At 72.2% G+C, this 20,982-nt stretch carries 16 protein-coding genes; 13 read left to right on the top strand and 3 right to left on the bottom strand.

The genetic code is table 11. The features are described 5' to 3' along the window. The first annotated feature begins 39 nt into the window (after window positions 1-39). The 12 genes from ABZ910_RS00870 to ABZ910_RS00925 all read left to right on the top strand — a co-directional run bounded on the left by ABZ910_RS00870 (window position 40) and on the right by ABZ910_RS00925 (window position 13,577). Complete coding sequence (locus ABZ910_RS00870; protein WP_361357081.1) at window positions 40-1,185, top strand: ROK family glucokinase; 1,146 nt, start codon at window positions 40-42, stop codon at window positions 1,183-1,185. Window positions 1,186-1,202: 17 nt separating this feature from the next. After that, window positions 1,203-1,784, top strand: coding sequence for a sugar kinase (locus ABZ910_RS00875; RefSeq protein WP_361358075.1), 582 nt, complete (start codon window positions 1,203-1,205; stop codon window positions 1,782-1,784). A gap of 99 nt (window positions 1,785-1,883) precedes the next feature. Next, window positions 1,884-4,733, top strand: a complete 2,850-nt coding sequence (locus tag ABZ910_RS00880) for a DEAD/DEAH box helicase (RefSeq protein WP_361357084.1) — start codon at window positions 1,884-1,886, stop codon at window positions 4,731-4,733. Then, window positions 4,730-6,748 carry an SWIM zinc finger family protein gene (locus ABZ910_RS00885; protein ID WP_361357087.1) on the top strand — a complete coding sequence of 673 codons (2,019 nt, stop codon included), beginning with the start codon at window positions 4,730-4,732 and terminating at the stop codon, window positions 6,746-6,748. The genes ABZ910_RS00880 and ABZ910_RS00885 overlap by 4 nt, the downstream gene beginning before the upstream one ends. 136 nt (window positions 6,749-6,884) lie before the next feature. After that, window positions 6,885-8,204, top strand: a complete 1,320-nt coding sequence (pcaC, locus tag ABZ910_RS00890) for a 4-carboxymuconolactone decarboxylase (protein WP_361357089.1) — start codon at window positions 6,885-6,887, stop codon at window positions 8,202-8,204. Window positions 8,205-8,260: 56 nt separating this feature from the next. Beyond that, window positions 8,261-8,896 (top strand): MBL fold metallo-hydrolase, encoded by a 636-nt coding sequence (locus ABZ910_RS00895; protein ID WP_361357092.1) that lies wholly within the window; start codon window positions 8,261-8,263, stop codon window positions 8,894-8,896. A gap of 55 nt (window positions 8,897-8,951) precedes the next feature. Next, window positions 8,952-9,731 (top strand): exodeoxyribonuclease III, encoded by a 780-nt coding sequence (locus ABZ910_RS00900; protein ID WP_361357095.1) that lies wholly within the window; start codon window positions 8,952-8,954, stop codon window positions 9,729-9,731. Between the two features lie 74 nt (window positions 9,732-9,805). After that, on the top strand, window positions 9,806-10,225 hold the full coding sequence (locus ABZ910_RS00905; RefSeq protein WP_361357098.1) for a DUF6278 family protein: 420 nt from the start codon (window positions 9,806-9,808) through the stop codon (window positions 10,223-10,225). Between the two features lie 135 nt (window positions 10,226-10,360). Continuing rightward, window positions 10,361-11,104: an amino acid ABC transporter ATP-binding protein gene (locus ABZ910_RS00910; protein ID WP_361357101.1), complete on the top strand. Its 744-nt coding sequence runs from the start codon at window positions 10,361-10,363 to the stop codon at window positions 11,102-11,104. Window positions 11,105-11,122: 18 nt separating this feature from the next. Next, entirely contained in the window at window positions 11,123-12,046 is a 924-nt protein-coding gene (locus ABZ910_RS00915; protein ID WP_361357104.1) for a glutamate ABC transporter substrate-binding protein, read from the top strand. A gap of 11 nt (window positions 12,047-12,057) precedes the next feature. Further along, entirely contained in the window at window positions 12,058-12,702 is a 645-nt protein-coding gene (locus ABZ910_RS00920; RefSeq protein ID WP_361357107.1) for an amino acid ABC transporter permease, read from the top strand. Beyond that, window positions 12,699-13,577, top strand: coding sequence for an amino acid ABC transporter permease (locus tag ABZ910_RS00925; protein WP_361357110.1), 879 nt, complete (start codon window positions 12,699-12,701; stop codon window positions 13,575-13,577). Before ABZ910_RS00920 ends, ABZ910_RS00925 begins: the two co-directional genes overlap by 4 nt. 49 nt (window positions 13,578-13,626) lie before the next feature. On the opposite strand, the gene ABZ910_RS00930 is transcribed toward ABZ910_RS00925, so the two are convergent. Further along, window positions 13,627-15,195, bottom strand: a complete 1,569-nt coding sequence (locus tag ABZ910_RS00930) for an alpha/beta fold hydrolase (protein WP_361357114.1) — start codon at window positions 15,193-15,195, stop codon at window positions 13,627-13,629. 134 nt (window positions 15,196-15,329) lie between these two features. After that, a complete protein-coding gene (locus ABZ910_RS00935; RefSeq protein WP_361357117.1) occupies window positions 15,330-16,088 on the bottom strand; it encodes a hypothetical protein in 759 nt (252 codons plus the stop codon). Between the two features lie 165 nt (window positions 16,089-16,253). Here ABZ910_RS00935 and ggt point away from each other — a divergent pair, with 165 nt between their 5' ends. After that, window positions 16,254-18,068 carry a gamma-glutamyltransferase gene (ggt, locus tag ABZ910_RS00940; protein ID WP_361357120.1) on the top strand — a complete coding sequence of 605 codons (1,815 nt, stop codon included), beginning with the start codon at window positions 16,254-16,256 and terminating at the stop codon, window positions 18,066-18,068. Window positions 18,069-18,115: 47 nt separating this feature from the next. On the opposite strand, the gene ABZ910_RS00945 is transcribed toward ggt, so the two are convergent. After that, complete coding sequence (locus ABZ910_RS00945; RefSeq protein WP_361357123.1) at window positions 18,116-20,806, bottom strand: ATP-dependent Clp protease ATP-binding subunit; 2,691 nt, start codon at window positions 20,804-20,806, stop codon at window positions 18,116-18,118. Window positions 20,807-20,982 lie beyond the last annotated feature (176 nt).

Raw genomic sequence — 20,982 nt, forward strand, 5'->3', positions numbered from 1 at the left:
TACCCCGCCGGTCCCCGCGGTGAGGCAGAATCGGCCCTGATGAGCACCTACGGCACCTTCACCGCCCCCATCGGCTCCCGCCGCGCGCCGGCGCTCCGCACTGTCGGCACCCGGGAACGCCGCTCGCACCTGACGGCACCCCGCGTGCCCACGGTGGGGATCGACATCGGCGGCACCAAGGTCATGGCCGGGGTCGTCGACGCCGACGGCAACATCCTGGAGAAGGTCCGCACCGAGACCCCGGACAAGTCCAAGAGCCCGAGGGTCGTCGAGGACACCATCGTCGAGCTGGTCCTGGACCTGTCCGACCGGCACGACGTGCACGCCGTGGGCATCGGCGCGGCCGGCTGGGTCGACGCCGACCGCAACCGCGTGCTGTTCGCGCCGCACCTGTCGTGGCGCAACGAGCCGCTGCGGGACCGCATCTCGGACCGCCTGTCGGTGCCCGTGCTCGTCGACAACGACGCCAACACCGCCGCCTGGGCCGAGTGGCGCTTCGGCGCCGGCCGCGGCGAGGACCACCTCGTCATGATCACGCTGGGCACCGGCATCGGCGGCGCGATCCTGGAGGACGGCCAGGTCAAGCGGGGCAAGTACGGCGTCGCGGGCGAGTTCGGCCATATGCAGGTCGTGCCCGGCGGCCACCGCTGCCCGTGCGGCAACCGCGGCTGCTGGGAGCAGTACAGCTCCGGCAACGCCCTCGTCCGCGAGGCGAAGGAGCTCGCCGCCGCCGACTCCCCGGTGGCGTACGGGATCATCGAGCACGTCAAGGGCAACATCGCCGACATCAGCGGCCCGATGATCACCGAGCTGGCCCGCGAGGGCGACGCGATGTGCATCGAGCTGCTCCAGGACATCGGCCAGTGGCTGGGCGTCGGCATCGCCAACCTGGCGGCGGCGCTCGACCCGTCCTGCTTCGTGATCGGCGGCGGCGTCTCGGCCGCCGACGACCTGCTCATCGGCCCCGCGCGCGACGCCTTCAAGCGCCATCTCACCGGCCGCGGCTACCGCCCCGAGGCCCGCATCACCCGCGCCCAGCTCGGCCCCGAGGCCGGCATGGTCGGCGCCGCCGACCTCGCCCGCCTGGTCGCCCGGCGCTTCCGCCGCGCCAAGCGGCGCCGGGTGGAGCGGTACGAGCGCTACGAGCGCTACGCGCAGGCTCGCCGCACCCAGGACACCGCATGACCGGAACCCAGGAACGCATGACCGCGACACTGCCCCGCCAGGCCACGCCCCCGGACGAGCCGATCCGGCCGCCCGAGAACCGCCGGCACATGCTCCGCCGCCGGGCCCTCACCCTGCTGATCATCGTGCTGCTCATCGGCGTCCCGGCCGGATACCTGGTGATCTCCGCCAACCAGAGCCGTGACAGCGGCAAGGACAAGGAGGCGAAGTACTCCGCGACCGGCCTCACGCCCAACTGGCCGTCGAAGGTGCAGCGCCGCCTGTACCAGGTGAACGTTCCGCACCCCGCGGACTACGTCGCCTACTACGAGACGAACAACTGGAAGACCAGCCGTCTCTACGTCCAGTTCCGCACCACCCCGGCCGGCCTGGACGGCTTCCTGGAGGCGACGGGCGTGTCCCGCGACGACCTCAACAAGGGCGATATCAGCATCGGCGCTCGCGACCGGAGGATCACCGGCTGGAACCTCACCGGCTCCGGTTCCTGGTGGGGTCTCGTCCACGCGCAGAAGAACCCGACGCCCACCCAGGACGTGGTCGTGAACATGTCCGACCCGAGCTCCCCGATGGTGTACGTCGTCTCGCGCACCGTTCCCTGACCGGACCGGCTCCGGACGGCCGCCGGGGCCGATTGTCAGACCCCGCCCGTACAGTCGTAGACGTCTGATCCGACACACGGGCGGGAGGTGGCAGAACGTATGAGCGGCACGGCCGCGGTGGCCGAGCGCGCGGGGGGACCCCGGGAGACCGGGGAGCCGCTCCCGCTGCACCTGCCCGCCGTCTATCTGCCCGCACCCCTCCCGCGCGAGGGCCGGATCGCCTTCTGGGACCCCGACGGCAACCCGCTCCCGGCGGTCGCGGCCGACGAGCTCACCGTCGTACGACGGCATGGCGCGGGCGTACGGCGCAGGACGGTACCGGCGCTGTCCCTGCCGCTCCGCGAGGCTCTCCCGCTGCTCGTGCGGGCCCGGCGTGATCCGGCCGCCCATCCGGCCACGGCGTGCTGGGGCGCGGCGACCCTGCACGCACTGCGGCTCGCCGCCCGCGGCCGCCTGCTGCCCGGCCTGACCCCGACCGGCCACGACGCCTGGCGTGCGGGCCCTCTGGAACCCGACGACATCGCCCACCTGCGCGCGGTGGCGGCGGCGCTGCCAGCCGAGGGCCACGCCGTGCCGCTCGCGGGACCCGGCCCGCTCCGGCTGCCCGAGCCCGAGGCGCTGATGCGCTCCTTCCTGGACGCGGTCGCGGACACCCTGCCCCGCACGCCGGCCGCGCCGCACACCGTCGGCAAGCCCTTCGCCGCGCGCGAGCCCCAGCTCCTCCCCGACGCCCACGACTGGGCCGCGGAGGTCGCCGCGGGCATGGACGCGGGCGTGCGGATCTCGCTCCGCCTGGACCTCTCCGCGGACGACGTGTTCGACCGGGTCGGAGAGGTCGACGGCGACGGGGGGCGCCGGGCGGGCGCCGCGATCGTCCAGGTGCACAGCCTCGCCGACCCCACCCTGGTGTCGGACGCGGCCGCGCTCTGGGCGGGGGAGGCCGACGCGACGTTCGGCCCCCGCGCGCGGGTGGACGCGGCCCTCGCCGTGCGCCGGGCGGCTCGCGTGTGGGCGCCCCTGGACCGGCTCTCCGACCAGGAGGTGCCCGACGTGCTCGCCCTGTCCGAGGACGAGGTGGGCGACCTGCTCGGCGCGGCGGCCACCCGTCTCGCGGCGAACGGGGTCGCCGTGCACTGGCCCCGGGACCTGGCGCAGGACCTGACCGCGACGGCCGTGGTACGGCCCGCGCCCGGCTCGGCGACCGACGGGACCGGTTTCTTCGAAGCCGAGGAACTGCTGCGATTCCGCTGGCAGTTGGCGCTCGGCGGCGAGCCGCTCACGGAATCCGAGATGGACGCGCTGGCCGAGTCCCACCGCCCGGTCGTACGGCTGCGGGACCGCTGGGTGCTGGTCGACCCCGCGCTCGTCCGCAAGGCCCGCAAGCGCGAACTGGGCCTGCTCGACCCGGTGGATGCGCTGTCCGTCGCGCTCACCGGCACCGCCGAGGTGGACGGCGAGACGGTCGAGGCCGTGCCGGTCGGCGCGCTGGCCGCCCTGCGCGACCGTCTCACGGCCGGCATCCGGCCCGCCGAGCCGCCCGCCGGCCTCGCCGCCACCCTCCGGGACTACCAACTGCGGGGACTGGCCTGGCTCGACCTCATGACCTCCCTCGGCCTGGGCGGCTGCCTCGCCGACGACATGGGCCTCGGCAAGACGATCACCGTCATCGCCCTGCATCTGAAGCGGGCGCGCACGGAGCCCACCCTGGTGGTCTGCCCGGCCTCGCTGCTGGGCAACTGGCAGCGGGAGATCGCCCGGTTCGCGCCCGGCGTGCCCGTGCGCCGCTTCCACGGCCCGGACCGCACCCTGGACGGCCTGCAGGGCGGCTTCGTCCTCACCACGTACGGCACGATGCGGTCGACGGCACCGAGCCTGGCCGAGCGGCCCTGGGGCCTGGTCGTGGCCGACGAGGCGCAGCACGTCAAGAACCCGTACTCCGCGACCGCGAAGGCGTTGCGCACGATCCCGTCCCCCGCGCGCGTGGCCCTCACCGGCACCCCCGTGGAGAACAACCTCTCTGAGCTGTGGGCCCTCCTGGACTGGACGACGCCCGGACTCCTCGGTTCCCTGAAGTCCTTCCGCGCCCGGCACGCGCGCGCGGTGGAGAACGGCGAGGACGACGAGGCGGTGGCCCGGCTCGCCCGGCTGGTACGCCCGTTCCTCCTGCGCCGCAAGAAGTCCGACCCCGGCATCGTCCCCGAGCTGCCTCCGAAGACCGAGACGGACCACCCGGTCCCGCTCACCCGCGAGCAGGCCGCGCTGTACGAGGCGGTGGTGCGCGAGTCGATGCTGGCCATCGAGACGGCCCAGGGCATCGCGCGCCGCGGCCTGGTGCTCAAGCTGCTGGGCGCGCTCAAGCAGATCTGCGACCACCCCGCGCTGTACCTGAAGGAGGAGGCACACGCCGGCCACCCGGCCGCCCGTTCCGGCAAACTGGCCCTCCTCGACGAGCTGCTGGACACGCTGCTCGCCGAGGACGGCTCGGCGCTCGTCTTCACGCAATACGTCGGCATGGCCCGCCTCATCACCTCCCACCTGACCGCCCGCGCGGTGCCGGTGGAACTCCTGCACGGCGGCACGCCGGTCCCCGAGCGCGAGCAGATGGTCGACCGCTTCCAGAGCGGGCGGACCCCGGTCCTGGTGCTGTCCCTGAAGGCCGCGGGCACGGGCCTGAACCTCACGCGCGCGAGCCACGTCGTCCACTTCGACCGCTGGTGGAACCCGGCCGTCGAGGAACAGGCCACCGACCGCGCCTACCGCATCGGCCAGACCCAGCCGGTCCAGGTCCACCGCCTGGTCACCGAGGGCACGGTCGAGGACCGCATCGCCGAGATGCTGGAATCCAAGCGCGCCCTGGCCGACGCGATCCTCGGCTCCGGCGAGTCGGCCCTCACGGAACTGACGGACCGCGAGCTGTCCGACCTGGTGTCGCTGCGGAGGACGTCATGACCGGCACGGACCCCGGCACCGCCGCGCACCCCGCCGCGGAACCCGGGGCGGAACAGCGCCCCGGAGACGCCGCCCGGCGTGCGCTGCGGGCGGCGTCGGAGCGGGCCGACGATGCGGCCGCGAGGGCCGAGGAGCCCGCCGCGGGCGAACCGAGGCCGGCCGACGCCGCCCGTGCCGCGCTCAGGCTGGCCGCGTCCACACGGCACCGTGCCGGGACGGATGCCGACGGCACCCCCGAAGCCGACAGAGGAGGCCGAGCCGCACCTCAGCCTGCCCCGGCAGCCCGCCCCGGCGATGCCGCACGAGAGGCCTTGCGCGCCGCCCGCAAGGAGGGTCAGGGGCCGCGGACCGGTGCGGCCGCTCCCCGCGCGCCGCGGACCACGCCCCGTCCCGAGGCGACCGCGTCGCAAGAGGGAGCCGGTACGACGGCCGGGGGCGTCGACCACAGACAAGTGGCCCGTGAGGTACGGGAGTTCCTGGCGACCGCGTTCCGGATGCCGCCGACGGCGGACGCCCCGGACGACGACCCGGCAGCAGGCGCGCACGAAGGCTCGGACGCAGGCCGGGGCGAGGGCCTGGTGGAGGGGCAAGCGGAGGGACAGGTGGAGGGCCCGTTGGAGGTTCCGGACGCCAATGCCCAGGCGCGCCGGACCACTTCGGCCACTGGCCCTGCCGGCGCCGGCAGGCCTGCCGTCCCGAGGAGACCTGCCGTCCCGCAGCGAGTCGCCGCCGTCCCCACCATGGCCACCCCTGACCGCGACGGCGAACTGCGCCGTACCTTCCCCGCCTTCCCGCCCCGGACGTCGCCGGGCGAGGGCTTCGCCGAGACCTGGTGGGGCAATGCCTGGGTCGCCGCGCTGGAGCAGGGCGCGCTGGACGTCGGGCGGCTGGCACGCGGGCACGGGTACGCGGAGCGGGGACACGTGGACGCGATCAGCGTGACGCCGGGGCTCGTTCTCGCCTATGTGCAGGGCAGCCGTGCGCGGCCGTACCGGGTGCAGTTGCGGCTGCGCACGTTCGGCGACGCCGAGTGGGAGCGGTTGCTGGACGCGGCCGCCGCCCGGCCCGGTCACCTCGCCGCGCTGCTCGACAAGGAGTTGCCGCAGTCCCTCGCCGACGGCGGAGTGCCCCTGCTGCCCGGCGTCGGCGACCTCCAACCGCGCTGCAGCTGCCCCGACTCCGGCCACCCCTGCAAGCACGCGGCAGCCCTCTGCTACCAGACGGCACGCCTGCTCGACGCCGATCCCTTCCTGCTGCTCCTGCTGCGCGGCCGAGGCGAACGCGACCTGCTCGACACGCTGTCCCGCCGCAGCGCCGCCGAGGCCGCCCGCACGGCGCGGGAGCGGCAACCGGCCTCCCTCCCCGGGGTGCGGGCCTCCGAGGTCCTCGCCCCGCGCGAACTCCCGCCGCTCCCCGCCCCGTTGCCGATACCCCGGCACCCGGAGCAGCCCCCGGTCTACCCGGCGGCCCCGGGCGGCCCGGACCCCTTCGCGCTGGACCAGTTGGCGACGGACGCGGCCGCTCGCGCCCACGCGCTGCTGGGCACCGGACGCGACCCGGTCGGCGAACTGACGCTGTGGCAGGACGCCGTACGCCTGGCCGCCGCCCGTCCCGGTTCCGGGCTGACCGCCGCCACGCGGGCGCTGTACTCCTCGCTGGCCTCCGCGGCCGGCCGCACCCCGGCCGAGCTGGCGCGCGGGGTCGCCGCCTGGCGACAGGGCGGGCTGGAGGGGATCGCCGTACTCGAGGAGCCGTGGGATCCGCCCGCGGGCCGTTTCGACCGGGCGCGCCCGCTGCTCCTCGCCGCCGGTCTCCCGGCGTTCCGCCCGTGGCGCAACCGCCTCACCCACCCCCGCGGCCACGTCCAACTCCGCCTGGGCCACGACGGCTTGTGGTACGCCTACGAATCGGAACCGGACCACGACGACTGGTGGCCCAGGGGCACCCCGGACCTGGATCCGGTGGGCGCGCTGACCGGACTGGACGCACAGGACGACACGGCGGGCGACATGTGACCGGCGAGCGGCATGTGATCGATATGAACGCACACGTGAACGAGGTGTGAGAGTTCATCGGTGTTTTCGGGGTGCCAGGTGTGGAGAGTGGGGGCCCCGCGACCGGAAGCGCACGCGCGGCGGTTAGCGTGGAGCAGTGAGTGAGACGAAGACCCCTGCCCTCCAGTACCGGTTCGACGGACCCGAAGACGCCCCTGTCCTCATTCTCGGTCCCTCGCTCGGGACGACGTGGCACATGTGGGACCGCCAGATCCCGGAACTGGTCAAGCAGTGGCGCGTCTTCCGGTTCGATCTGCCGGGACATGGTGGCGCGCCCGCCCATCCGGCCGGTTCCGTGGCCGAGTTGGCCGCCCGGCTGCTCGCCACGCTCGACGGACTCGGCGTCCAGCGCTTCGGCTTCGCGGGCTGCGCGCTCAGCGGCGCGATCGGCATCGAGCTGGCCCTTCGCCATCCGGAGCGGCTGGCCTCGCTCGCCCTGGTCGCCGCCTCGCCGCGGTTCGGCTCGGCCGACGAGTTCCGCCAGCGCGGGGTGATCGTGCGCTCGAACGGGCTCGACCCCATCGCCCGGACCTCGCCCGAGCGCTGGTTCACCAGCGGATTCTCGGCCGCGCAGCCCGCGATCACCGAGTGGGCCGTACAGATGGTCCGCACCACCGACCCCGGCTGCTACATCGCCTCGTGCGAGGCGCTGGCCGGGTTCGACGCCCGCGCCGAACTGGGCCGCATCGGCGCGCCGACCCTGGTCCTGGTCGGCTCCGACGACCAGGTCACCGGCCCGGCCGAGGCCCGCACCCTGGTCGCCGGCATCCCGGACGCCCGGCTCGCGGTCGTCCCCGGCGCCTCCCACCTCGTCCCGGTCGAGCAGCCCGTGGCCTTCACCGACCTGCTGGTCCGGCACTTCTCCACCGCCTGGCAGCCCGCCTACGACACGACCACCGGCCATATGGCCATCGCGGCGCCCCCGGTGAAGTCGGCCCTGGTCGCCGCTCCGTCCGCCGCCTCGCAGGCCCCCGCGCAGCCGGCGCGCAGGGCCGAGATCGCCGCGTCCGCCGTAACGCCGGAGCCCGCGGGGCGCTCCGACGCGTACGACACGGGGCTGAAGATCCGCCGTGAGGTGCTCGGCGACGCGCATGTCGACCGGGCGCTGGCCCAGGCCGACGAGTTCTCCGGGGACTTCCAGGAGTTCATCACCCGGTACGCCTGGGGCGAGATCTGGGACCGCCCCGGCCTCGACCGCCGCATGCGCAGCTGTGTCACGCTCACCGCGCTGGTCGCGGGCGGTCACCTGGACGAGCTCGTCTTCCACACCCGGGCCGCCCTGCGCAACGGCCTGACCCCGGACGAGATCAAGGAAGTACTGCTGCAGACGGCCGTCTACTGCGGTGTGCCGGCGGCGAACAGCGCGTTCAAGGTGGCCCAGCAGGTCATCCGCGAGGAGACTACGCCGGAGGAGTGAGCCGGGGCGCGGGGGAGAGGGCCCATGCGGGGGTGGGCGCGGGCAGGATGGACGCCATGAAGCTGACGAAGAAGTCCCATGCCTGCGTCCGCCTGGAGAAGGACGGGCGGACGCTCGTCCTCGACCCCGGGGGATACAGCGAGGAGGACGCGGCCGTAGGCGCGGACGCCGTGCTGATCACGCACGAGCACCCGGACCATTTCGACGAGGGCCGGCTGCGCGCCGCCATGGAGGCCAACCCGGACGCCGAGATCTGGACGCTGAAGTCGGTCGCGGAGCAGATCGCGGCGGCCTTCCCCGGCCGCGTCCACACCGTCGGCCACGGAGACACCTTCACGGCCGCGGGATTCGACGTGCAGGTCCATGGCGAGCTGCACGCCGTGATCCACCCGGACATCCCGCGCATCACCAACATCGGCTTCCTGGTCGACGGCGGCCGCGTCTTCCACCCCGGCGACGCCCTCACCGTCCCCGACCACCCGGTCGAGACGCTGATGCTCCCGGTGATGGCGCCCTGGAACAAGATCTCCGAGGTCATCGACTACGTCCGCGAGGTCCGGCCGCAGCGCGCCTACGACATCCACGACGCCCTGCTCACCGACCTCGCCCGCCCGATCTACGACCGCCAGATCGGCGCCCTGGGCGGCGCGGAGCACCTGCGGCTGACGCCGGGGGCTTCGGCCGACGTATAGGGGCGGCGAACCGGGCGGGACGGCGTTGTCAGTCCCGCCCGGTAGGTTGTGAGACATGCGCATCGCGACCTGGAACGTCAACTCGATCACCGCCCGTCTCCCGAGGCTGCTGGCCTGGCTGGAGAGCAGCGGCACCGACGTGCTGTGCCTCCAGGAGGCCAAGATCGCCGAGGAGCAGTTCCCGTTCGAGGCGCTGCGCGAGCTGGGCTACGAGGCGGCGGTGCACGCGACCGGCCGATGGAACGGTGTGGCGGTGCTCTCCCGCGTCGGCCTCGAAGACGTCGTCAAGGGCCTGCCCGGCGACCCCGGTTACGACGGCGTCCAGGAGCCCCGCGCCGTCTCGGCGACCTGCGGCCCGGTCCGCGTCTGGTCGGTGTACGTGCCGAACGGCCGCGAGGTGGACCACCCGCACTACGCCTACAAGCTCCAGTGGTTCGAGGCCCTGAAGGCGGCCGTCGCGGGCGACGCGGCGGGCGGCCGCCCGTTCGCGGTCCTCGGCGACTACAACGTGGCGCCGACCGACGACGACGTGTACGACGTGGCCGCCTTCGAGGGTGCGACCCACGTCACCCCCGCCGAGCGCGCCGCCCTGGCCGCCCTGCGCGAGTCGGGCCTGTCCGACGTCGTCCCGCGCCCCCTCAAGTACGAGCACCCGTTCACGTACTGGGACTACCGCCAGCTCTGCTTCCCCAAGAACCGCGGCATGCGCATCGACCTCGTGTACGGCAACGAGCCGTTCGCCAAGGCCGTCCAGGACGCGTACGTGGACCGCGAGGAGCGTAAGGGCAAGGGCGCGTCGGACCACGCCCCGGTCGTGGTGGACCTGGAGGTGTAGCGCGGCGCGCTCCCGTGCGACACCCGCGTCCGCCCTGTGGTGCGCAGGGCGTCGCCGGTGTCAGGCTGGGGCCTATGAACATCCCCTTCCTGGGCAGTCGGCGCAAGAAGAGCGGTGAGACGGTGTTCCCCGTCGATCCCGAGGCTGTCGCCGGGCTTCTGTCCGAGTGCGAGCTGCTGCGCGCCCAGGCGGCCTTGGCGGGTGTCCGCCTCGACGACTCGGCGGCCTCACTGGAGGCGCTCGACCAGCTGCTGCCCCGCTGGCGCGACGACGAGGAGTCGCTGCCGTGGCTTGCGAACGACGCGGGTCTGTACCTGGGCACCGTCATCGTGCGCACGGTGCCCGGCGCCGCCTGGGAGATCTGGCCCGACGGCCAGCCCGTCGTACGGCTCGCCTCCGGGCGCCAGTTCGACGTCGTCGAGTCCGGCCGGGGGTGGGCCTCCAGCGGCGTACCGCAGCTCTCGCAGCTGTACGCGGAGGTCGCCGAGGACTGACCCGCGGCTGACGGGAAACCCGTCACCGGGCATAAATACGGCTAATGCCCGCAAAGTGCGTGTCGGGTATTAACGCCACTCTCGTCTGGATAGTTTGCGGCACCACGACACAGCTGAGAGTGAGTAGGGCTGCGGATGGCCGTCGATCCTTTGATCGAGCTGCGGGACGTCAACAAGTACTACGGGGACCTGCATGTCCTCCAGGACATCAACCTCACGGTCGGCAAGGGGGAGGTGGTCGTGGTCGTCGGCCCGTCCGGGTCGGGGAAGTCGACGCTGTGCAGGACGATCAACCGGCTGGAGACCATCGAGTCCGGCACGATCGACCTCGAAGGGCGGCCGCTGCCCGCGGAGGGCAAGGCACTTGCGAAGCTGCGCGCCGACGTCGGCATGGTCTTCCAGTCCTTCAACCTGTTCGCCCACAAGACGGTCCTGGAGAACGTCTCCCTGGCGCAGGTCAAGGTCCGCGGACGCAAGAAGGACGAGGCCGACCGCCGCTCGCGCGAACTCCTCGACCGCGTGGGCCTGTTGGCGCACGCCGACAAGTACCCGGCCCAGCTCTCCGGCGGTCAGCAGCAGCGCGTGGCCATCGCCCGCGCCCTCGCCATGGAGCCCAAGGCCCTGCTGTTCGACGAGCCGACCTCGGCGCTCGACCCGGAGATGATCAACGAGGTCCTGGAGGTCATGCGGCAACTCGCCCGCGAGGGCATGACCATGGTCGTGGTCACGCACGAGATGGGCTTCGCGCGCGCCTCCGCCAACCGCGTCGTCTTCATGGCCGACGGCCGTGTCGTCGAGGACCGCACCCCGGAGGAGTTCTTCACCAACCCGCGGAGCGAGCGCGCCAAGGACTTCCTCTCCAAGATCCTCAAGCACTGAACCGGGGGAGTGCGACCCATGTCCCGTACCGCACGTCTGCCCCGCGTCCTCGCCGTCCTCACCGTACTGCTCGCCGTGCTGTTCGCCGCCGCCTGCGGCAAGGAGGGCAGCCCGCCCGGCAAGGGGCCCGCCGAGAGCAGACTTCCCGAGTACGAGGTGGCGAAGGACTTCCAACTGCCCGACTCCCCGACCTGGACCCGCGCGAAGAAGCGCGGCTACCTCCGCGTCGGCGTCAAGGAGGACCAGCCGTATCTCGGCGAGCGGGACCCGGCGACCGGCACCTACTCCGGCTTCGACATCGAGATCGCCAAGATGATGGCGGCCTCGCTCGGCTTCCCGCAGGACAAGGTCCACTTCCGGACCATCGCCTCCGCCAACCGTGAAACCGCCCTGCAGAACGGCCAGATCGACTTCTACGTCGGTACCTACACCATCAACGACAAACGCAAGAAGCTCGTCGGCTTCGCCGGCCCCTACTACATGGCCGGTCAGTCGCTGCTGGTGCGCAAGAACGAGAACGACATCCACGGACCCGAGGACCTCGACGGCAAACGCGTCTGCTCGGCGACCGGTTCGACCCCCTACCAGCGCATCAAGGCCGACTACCCGAAGGCGATCCTGGTCTCCTACGACACCTACTCGGTGTGCGTCGACAACCTGCTCACCTACCAGGTCGACGCCGTCACCACCGACGACGCGATCCTCATCGGCTACGCGGCGAAGGCCCCGAACGAGCTCAAGGTCGTCGGCAGACCCTTCTCCGAGGAGCCGTACGGCATCGGCGTCCCGCACGGCGACAACGCCCTGCGCCTCGCCCTCGACGACGCGTTGGAGGCCCGCGAGAAGAACGGCGACTGGAAGAAGGCGTACGACGCGACGCTCGGCCTGTCCGGTGTGCCCGCCCCGAAACCGCCCGCCATCGATCGCTATCCGGCGAGCTGAGCGAGGACGGCATGAACGTACTGATCGACAACTTCCCCATCTATCTCCAGGGTTTCCTCGGCACCGTCGAACTCACCGTCTACGCCTCCCTGCTGGCGCTCGTGCTCGGCTTCCTCATGGCCTCCTTCCGGGTCGCGCCCGTCGCCTCCCTGCGCGTCTTCGGCACGGCTTGGGTCACCGTCCTGCGCAACACCCCGCTCACCCTGCTGTTCTTCGCGGTGCTCCTGGGGCTGCCCCGGTTCGGGATCGTGCTGCCCTTCGAGGTGTTCGCGGTGCTCGCCCTCGGCTGCTACACCTCGGCGTTCATCTGCGAGGCGCTCCGCTCCGGCATCAACACCGTGCCCAGGGGGCAGGGCGAGGCGGCCCGCAGCCTCGGCATGAGCTTCAGTCAGGTCCTCTCGCTGGTGGTGCTGCCGCAGGCCTTCCGGTCCGTCATCCCGCCGGTGGGCTCGACCCTTATCGCGCTCGCCAAGAACTCGGCGATCGCGGGCGCGTTCAGCGTCACCGAACTGCTCGGCACCTACAAGATCCTCAGCGAACTCGGCTACAACATCATCTGGACGTTCGTCTGGATCGCCGTCGGCTACCTCATCATCACCCTCGCCATCAGTGCCCTGTTCAACGTGCTGGAACGGAAGTGGGGTATCGCCCGATGACCGGGGCCACCGCGCTCTACGACCTCCCGGGACCGAAGACCCGGCAACGGCACACCCTCTACGGCGTCCTGTCCGCCGTCGTGATCCTCGGACTCCTCGCCTGGATCCTCTACCTCCTGTTCGACACCGGCCAGTTCACCTACACGAAGTGGATGCCGTTCGAGTACAAGGGCATCCAGGAGCTGCTGCTGCGCGGCCTCGGCAACACGCTCAAGGCGTTCGCGATCGCGGCGGTCCTCTCCCTCGCCCTGGGCGGGCTGCTGGCCGTAGGACGGCTGTCGGAGCACCGGGCGGTGCGCTGGCTGGCCACGCTCGTCGTCGAGTTCTTCCGCGCGATGCCCGTGCTGGTGATGATCTTCTTCATCTTCGTGGCGCTCAAAGTGCAGCCGCTGCCCGCGCTGGTGGCCGGACTCACCTTCTACAACGGCTCCGTGCTCGCCGAGGTGTTCCGCTCAGGCATCAACGCCGTCGACCGCGGCCAGAGGGAGGCCGCGTACGCGCTCGGCATGCGCAAGACGCAGGTCATGACGTACGTCCTCGTACCGCAGGCCGTACGGGCCATGTTGCCCGCCATCATCAGCCAGTTGGTGGTCGCGCTGAAGGACACGTCGCTCGGTTATCTCATCACATATGAGGAGTTTCTCCATGCCGGGAAACTCATCGCCTCCAACCTCGACTACGATTTGCCCTTCATCCCCGTAGTCATGGTGATCTCACCGATCTACATCGGGATGTGCATGCTGCTCTCCTGGTTCGCCGGCTGGGTGTCCCGGTGGGAGCAGCGCAGTCCCAAGACGAAGGCCGCGGAAGTCGCCCCGGCTGAGCCAGGGACGCTGCTGCCGAGTGGGGGGCACCCCACGGGTCCGACACCGTAGGGCCGGGCAGCGGCTCACAGGGCCAGACCCGGCCGGCGGCAGCCGGAGATCACTGCTCGCGCAGTGGAACGGACACGTACGACGGGTCGTTCGCCGGCGAGGAGAAGGTCAGCTGCGCGCCGGACGGGTTGTGCTCGATGTAGAGCGGGTCGACCGTGTCGACGACCAGGGCGAGCCGGTGCCCCGCCGGCACGTCGTAGGCCGTGGAGAACAGGTCCAGGTCCACCCCGAACGGCTCGCCGGGGGTCCGCCCGTGCCAGGTGTACGGCGCGTGGGTGACCAGCTTGCCGAGGCCGAGCGGACCGACGTCGTAGAGGTACGCGACGAGGGTGCCGCTCTCCGCGCTCGGCGTGAGCGTCGTGTGCAGCGTCGCGGTGCCGCGCACCCGCTGGACGGCGGCGTACGGCTGCGACTGCCAGACCGCGGCCCAGCGCCTCGGCAGCAGCGGGACCGAGACGACCGGCGGGAGATGGGCCAGCTGGTCGAGGAGGCTGGAGAGGTAGACGATCCCGCCGTCCGCGCCCGAGTCGACGTTCGCACGGAGGGTGGCGGAGTCCGCGAGGGCGATCTTCCGCCGGGTCGCGCCGACCGACTTCCAGTCCGGATAGCCCTCGTAGCCGTCCGCGCTACGGGACGTCAGACGCACCGGCTGTTCCCGGTCGATGCCGTTGTCCACGCCCTTGAGGTAGTGGTCGAACCAGCGCCCGGTGTCCGTCCACACATCGCTGGGCAGCCCGAACAGGCCGGGCAGGTCGGGGGTGGCGTGGTCGCCGGGCCGGAGCTCCAGCCGCTTGGGGACGGTCAGCTTCTCGTAGAAGTCGCCGAACTGATTGGCCGGGAAGATCGAGTCGCCCCAGGCGTTCGCGAGCAGGACCGCCGGGCCGTTCCTGTTGAGCCGGTCGACGTAGGTCCCGGCGGAGCGTCTGCGCCCCCAGTCGGCGATCTCCTGCTCCTTGGACAGGTCGGAGGCGTAGAACTCGTCGAAGATCCGCCGGACTTCGGGGCTCTCGCGGCCGACGGCCGTGCCCACGCCGTCCAGCAGCGCGGCCGCCTGGACGTGCTGGGTGCGGCCGGAGTAGATGGAGCCGGTCAGGTCCGACCAGCCGCTCAGCGAGGCGACCGCCTTGATGCGCCGGTCGTGCGCGGCCGCGAGCAGACTGATCCCGGCGCCGTACGAGACGCCCGCCATGCCGATGTGCCGCGGATCCGCGGGCGTGTGGGCGAGCGCCCAGTCGATCACCTTGGACGCGTCGGCCACGTCGGGCGGACCCGCCACCTCGATCTCGCCGCCGGACTGCCAGAACCCGCGGACGTTGTAACTGAGCACGACGTAACCGGAGTCGGCGAGCCTGTGCGCCTGGACGAGGTACTCGGCCTGCGGCAGACCCCAGCTCGTGGGCAGCACGATCAGCGGGTACGCGCGGGAGGCCTCGGCGCCCGCGGGAGTGACGACGTTCGCCTTGAGCACCGTGCCGCCGTCGCCGGTGATGTCGACGAAGCGGACGGACGAAGTGCCGGCCTGGGCGGCCGGGGCCAGGCCGACGACGGCCGTGGCGAGCAGAGCCGCCGACACGGCTCCTACGGCGGACGTGCGTAAGATGCCGCGGCCTCGTCCCACGGGGTCACTCCTCACTCGTGCCGGCGGGGGCGCCCCGACGCTAGCCGCTGTTTCCCACCGGGGATACCCGTCGGTAAGTTACGTGCCGGTAAAGATTGTTGAGGGCTCAGAGGGCAGGCCACGGCGGTGGCGCGCTACGACGCCCGGTGCGAGGTGCGCTGTGCCTCCGCGGCCGGCGGCGGCGCCTGCGCGGCCCGGGTCACGTCCGCCACGAGCTCGACGACGTCCGGCCCGTAGGCCTGCGAGTTGACCACCTTCAGCAGCAGGGCGAAGGAACCGCCGCCGTGCTTGCGGGACAGCCGCTCGTGGTTGCGGGCGAGGTAGCGGGTCGCGGCCTGATTGGTGATCGAGCGCTGCCCGCAGAAGAGGAAGACGGGACGGGACTCCCGCCCCTGCCCCGCGGTGAGCCGGGCGAGGAGCACGTACTCGCTCCGGCCGGGCTCCGGCAGATAGCGCTCGCCGCCGATCCGCAGCGCGTCGCGGTCCGGGCCGGGCTCGCCGTCCGTGCTGACCTGCACGCCGGGCAGCAGGGAGGCGAGGTGCGCCGCCATCCGGCGATTGGACGCGGGCCCGCCCACGCAGAACTCCGTGCGCTCGCCGAAGCCCTGCTGGGCCACGTCGTGTGCGACGACCTGTACGGCCGCGTTGCAGTCCTTGACGAGGGCGGCGAGTTCGAGCAGGGCGAACACGTCGTGCCGCTTCACCGTCAGCTCCGTACCGCCGGCCGCGCGGTTCACCACGAGCAGCGACTCGGAGTTGTCCGGCAGCCCGAAGAAGGCCTGCTTGCGCCGCAGCCTGCGCTTCCACAGGTAGGTGCGGGCCAGCCAACCGAGCGCGGCACTGATACCGGCGGCCACGACACCGAGGACGATGTTGCGCACGTCGTCATTCATGGGCGCGCATGGTAGCGGTCCCGCGCGCTGGAGGCGTACCGGTGTTCGACGTGAGACGCTGACATGACAACGGTCGCACAGGGGCTGTCGGGGCCTACTGCTATCTGGTTACGCTGCGCGGACGATCGAGGCGAACCGAGCCATGGAAGCAGCCCGGAGGTGCTCATGCGTCGGCCTGTCTTGCGGAAACTGGCGATCCTGGCGGTATCGGCCGCTGTGGTGTCGGTGGGAGCCGCCGCCCCGCCGGGAGCGGCTCCACCCGGCGCCACGGGCAGCACCCCGGCGAAGACCCCGGTGGCCGTCGGCTACGGCGGCGCGGTCGCCAGCGTCGACCCGGACGCCTCCGCGGCCGGCATCGAGGTGCTGAGAAAGGGCGGCAACGCGGTCGACGCGGCCGTCGCCACGGCCGCCGCCCTCGGCGTCACCGAGCCCTACTCCTCCGGCATCGGCGGAGGCGGCTACTTCGTCTACTACGACGCCAAGTCCCATGCGGTGCACACCATCGACGGCCGCGAGACGGCACCCCTGACCGCCGACTCCGGCCTGTTCCTGGAGAACGGCAAGCCGCTGGCCTTCGCCGACGCCGTCAGCAGCGGCCTAAGCGTCGGCACGCCGGGCACGCCCGCCACCTGGCAGCGGGCGCTGGACGAGTGGGGCAGCGCGAAGCTCGGCACCGTCCTGCAGCCGGCCGAGCGGATCGCCCGCGACGGCTTCACCGTCGACGACACCTTCCGTGCGCAGACCGCGTCCAACGAGACCCGCTTCCGCTACTTCCCCGACACCGCGAAGCTGTTCCTGCCGAACGGGCAGCTCCCGGCGGTCGGCTCCACCTTCAAGAACCCCGAACTGGCCCGCACATACACCGAGTTGGGCAGCAAGGGGATGGATGCGATCTACCACGGCGACCTCGGCAAGGAGGTCGTCGACACCGTCAACCACCCCAAGGTGGACCCCGGTTCGGGCTGGAACGCCCGCCCCGGCAAGCTGTCCGCGCAGGACCTCGCGGCCTACGGCGCCAAGCTCCAGGCGCCCACGAAGACGTCGTACCGAGGCCTGAAGATCTACTCGATCGCCCCCTCCTCCTCGGGCGGCACCACCGTCGGCGAGGCCCTCAACATCCTGGAGAAGACCGACCTTTCGAAGGCGAGCGAGGTGCAGTACCTGCACCACTTCATCGAGGCGAGCCGGATCGCGTTCGCGGACCGCGGACGCTGGGTCGGCGATCCCGCCTTCGAGGACGTACCGTCACAGCAGCTGCTGTCGCAGAAGTACGCCGACTCGCGCGCCTGCCTCGTCAAGGACGACGCGGTCCTCACCAGCCCGCTCGCGCCGGGCGATCCGCGCCATCCGGCGGCCTGCTCCACCGCGGGCACGGCGGCCCCGACGACGTACGAGGGCGACAACACCACCCACCTCACGGTCGCCGACAAGTGGGGCAACGTCGTCTCCTACACGCTCACCATCGAGCAGACCGGCGGCAGCGCGATGACGGTCCCCGGTCGCGGCTTCCTGCTCAACAACGAGCTGACGGACTTCTCCTTCGCCCCCGCCAACCCGGCCGTGCACGACCCGAACCTGCCCGGTCCGGGCAAGCGGCCGCGCTCCTCGATCTCGCCGACGATCGTCCTCGACGCACGGGGCAGGCCCGTCGTGGCGGTGGGTTCGCCCGGCGGCGCGACCATCATCACCACGGTGCTGCAGACCCTCACCGGGTTCCTCGACCGGCATCTGCCGCTGGTCGACGCGATCGCCGCACCGCGCGCCAGCCAGCGCAACGCGGCCCGCACCGAGCTGGAACCCGGGCTGTACGACAGTGAGTTGAGGGGGAAGCTGGAGGCCATCGGGCACTCGTTCACGCTCAACCCGGAGATCGGCGCGGCGACGGGCGTCCAGCGGCTGCCGAACGGCAAGTGGCTGGCCGCGGCCGAGAAGGTACGGCGCGGCGGCGGCTCGGCGATGGTGGTGGACCCGGCGCCGTAACCGCTCTCGAACCGCTCCAGGCTCCCCGAGCTCGACGGTCACCGCCGTCACGGCTCGGGGGAGCCACCTCCCGCATCCGCACCGGGCGGCGGCGCGTCGTCGGCGCCGTCCGGTCGTGCGGCGGACGGCTTGTCCGTGGCGGGTGGCTTGCCCGCGGCGGGCGCCTGGGCTCGGGCGGGCGCCTGAGCCGGTGCCTGGGTCGGGGCGGTCGTCTGGAAGGTCAGCTTCCCGTCCGCCTCGTCCACCGTCACCCGGCTGCCCTCCCCGAGGCGGCCGTCGAGCACCAGCCGGGACAGTTCGTTGTCCACCTCGCGCTGGATGGTGCGCCGCAGCGGCCGGGCGCCGTACTCCGGCTGGTGGCCGCGCTGTGCGATCCACTCCACGGCGGCGTCGGTGACCTCGATCTCGATGCCCTGGGAGCGCAGCAGCTGACGGGTCTCGTCCAGCAGCAGGTCGGTGATCCGCCGCAGCTGCTCGGCGCTGAGCCGGCGGAACACGACGATCTCGTCGATGCGGTTGAGGAACTCCGGCCGGAAGTGCTCGCGCAGCGGCCGCAGGATCTGCTCGCGCCGCGCCTCCTCGTCGGCCTCCTCACCCCCTGCCCCGAACCCGATCCCCGCGCCGCGGCGGCCGATCACGTCGGAGCCCAGGTTGCTGGTCATCACGATGACCGTGTTGCTGAAGTCCACCGTGCGGCCCTGCGCGTCGGTCAGCCGCCCGTCGTCGAGGACCTGGAGCAGGATGTTGAAGACGTCGGGATGCGCCTTCTCCACCTCGTCGAGGAGGAGCAGCGAGTACGGATGCCTGCGCACCACCTCGGTGAGCTGGCCGGCCTCCTCGTGGCCGACGTAGCCGGGCGGGGCGCCGACCAGCCGGGAGACGGTGTGGCGCTCCTGGTACTCGCTCATGTCCAGCCGGACCATCCGGTCCTCGCTGCCGAAGAGGGCCTCGGCGAGGGCGCGGGCCAGCTCGGTCTTGCCGACACCGGTCGGGCCCAGGAACATGAAGCTCCCGATCGGCCGGTCCGGGCGGGCGAGCCCGGCGCGCGAGCGCAGCACGGCCTCGGACACCGCGCCGACCGCCTCCTCCTGCCCGACCACGCGCTCGTGGAGGTGCTCCTCGAGGCCGAGCAGCCGCTCCTTCTCCTCCTGGGTGAGGCGGCTGACGGGGACGCCGGTCATCCGGGACACCACCTCGGCGATGGCCTCGGCCGTCACCTCCAGGTGCTGCCCCTCGTCGGCCTCCACCTCGCCGCTGGTCTCCTCGATCCGGCGCTTCAGCTCCATGACGCGGTCGCGCAGCTGCGTGGCGCGCTCGTACTGCTCCTCCGCGACCGCCTGGTCCTTGTCGAGGGTGAGCTGCTCGATCTCGCGCTCCATGGTGCGTACGTCCGCGCCCTTCGTGCGGGCCCCGAGGCGTACGCGCGCGCCCGCCTGGTCGATCAGGTCGATCGCCTTGTCCGGTAGGCGCCGGTCGCTGATGTACCGGTCCGACAGCTCCACGGCGGCGACCAGCGCGTCGTCGGTGTAGCGGACCTGGTGGTGGGCCTCGTACCGGTCGCGCAGTCCGCGCATGATCTCGATCGCGTCCGAGACCGTCGGTTCGGGCACCAGCACCGGCTGGAACCGCCTGGCCAGTGCCGCGTCCTTCTCGATCCGGCGGTACTCCTCCAGCGTGGTCGCCCCCACGATGTGCAGCTCGCCGCGGGCCAGCGCCGGCTTGAGGATGTTGGCCGCGTCCATCGCCCCGCCCTCGCCGCCCGCACCGGCGCCCACGACGGTGTGCATCTCGTCGATGAAGACGATCAGCTGGTCGGAGTGCGACCGGATCTCGTTCACGATGTTGTTCAGGCGTTCCTCGAACTCCCCGCGGAAGCGGGTTCCCGCGACCACGCCGGTCAGGTCCAGCGCCACGACCCTGCGCCCGACGAGGTTGTCGGGCACGTCCCCGTCGACGATCCGCTGGGCCAGCCCCTCCACGATCGCGGTCTTGCCGACGCCCGCGTCGCCGATCAGCACGGGGTTGTTCTTGCCGCGCCGGGAGAGGACCTCGACGGTCTGCTCGATCTCCGTGTCCCGCCCGATGACGGGGTCGATGCGCCCCTGCCGGGCCATGTCGGTCAGATCGCGGCTGTACTTGTCCAGGGTCGGGGTCGGACTGGGCCGCTGCCGTTCGGTGCGCGTCCGTTCGCCCTCCCGCGAGCCCTTCTCGGGCGGCAGTTTGCTCGCCGCGAAACGGGCGGCGGCCAGGATGTGCCCGGCGGCCGAGTCGGGGTTCGCGGCCAGCGCGCTGAGCACGTGCTCGGGACCGATGTACCCGGCGCCGCTCGACCGGGCCATGTCGTGCGCGTCCAGCAGGGCGCGCTTCACGGCGGGCGTGAGCGACAGCGAGGTCGGCGGCGGCACCTCACCCGGCGGGTGCTGGACCGGCCCGGACCGCGCGTCTATGTCCGTCGCGAGGGACTCCGGGTTCGCGCCCGCGCGGCTGAGCAGACTCCGGGTGGGCTCGTTGGCGAGGGCCGCGCGCAGCAGGTGCTGCGTGTCCAGGTCCCGGCTGCCGTGCTCGGCGGCGTACTGGGCCGCACCCCGCACGAGCTCCCGGGCCGGCTCGCTCAGCAGCCGCCCTATGTCGATCTGACGGGGACCGGGATGGGGGCCGGTGCCGCCGAAGTAACGGGAGAGAAACTCACCGAAGGGGTCCGGGCCGTATCCTTCCGGCCCCTTGAAGCCGTTGGTCATGTCGATCCGTTCACCATCCGGTCGTACGGGGACACCTACCCCACGATGGCACGATCTCCTGCGGAGGGCACGTGCGGGGTTTTCCGCGAGGGGGCTGTGAGCGCTCCGGCGCCCGTCCTGCCGCTGCTGCCGGATGCGCTGCGTGACGATGAGCGGGCCCGTCTCCGTGGCGGGTA

Source organism: Streptomyces sp. NPDC046805, assembly GCF_040645355.1.
Taxonomy (GTDB): Bacteria; Actinomycetota; Actinomycetes; order Streptomycetales; family Streptomycetaceae; genus Streptomyces.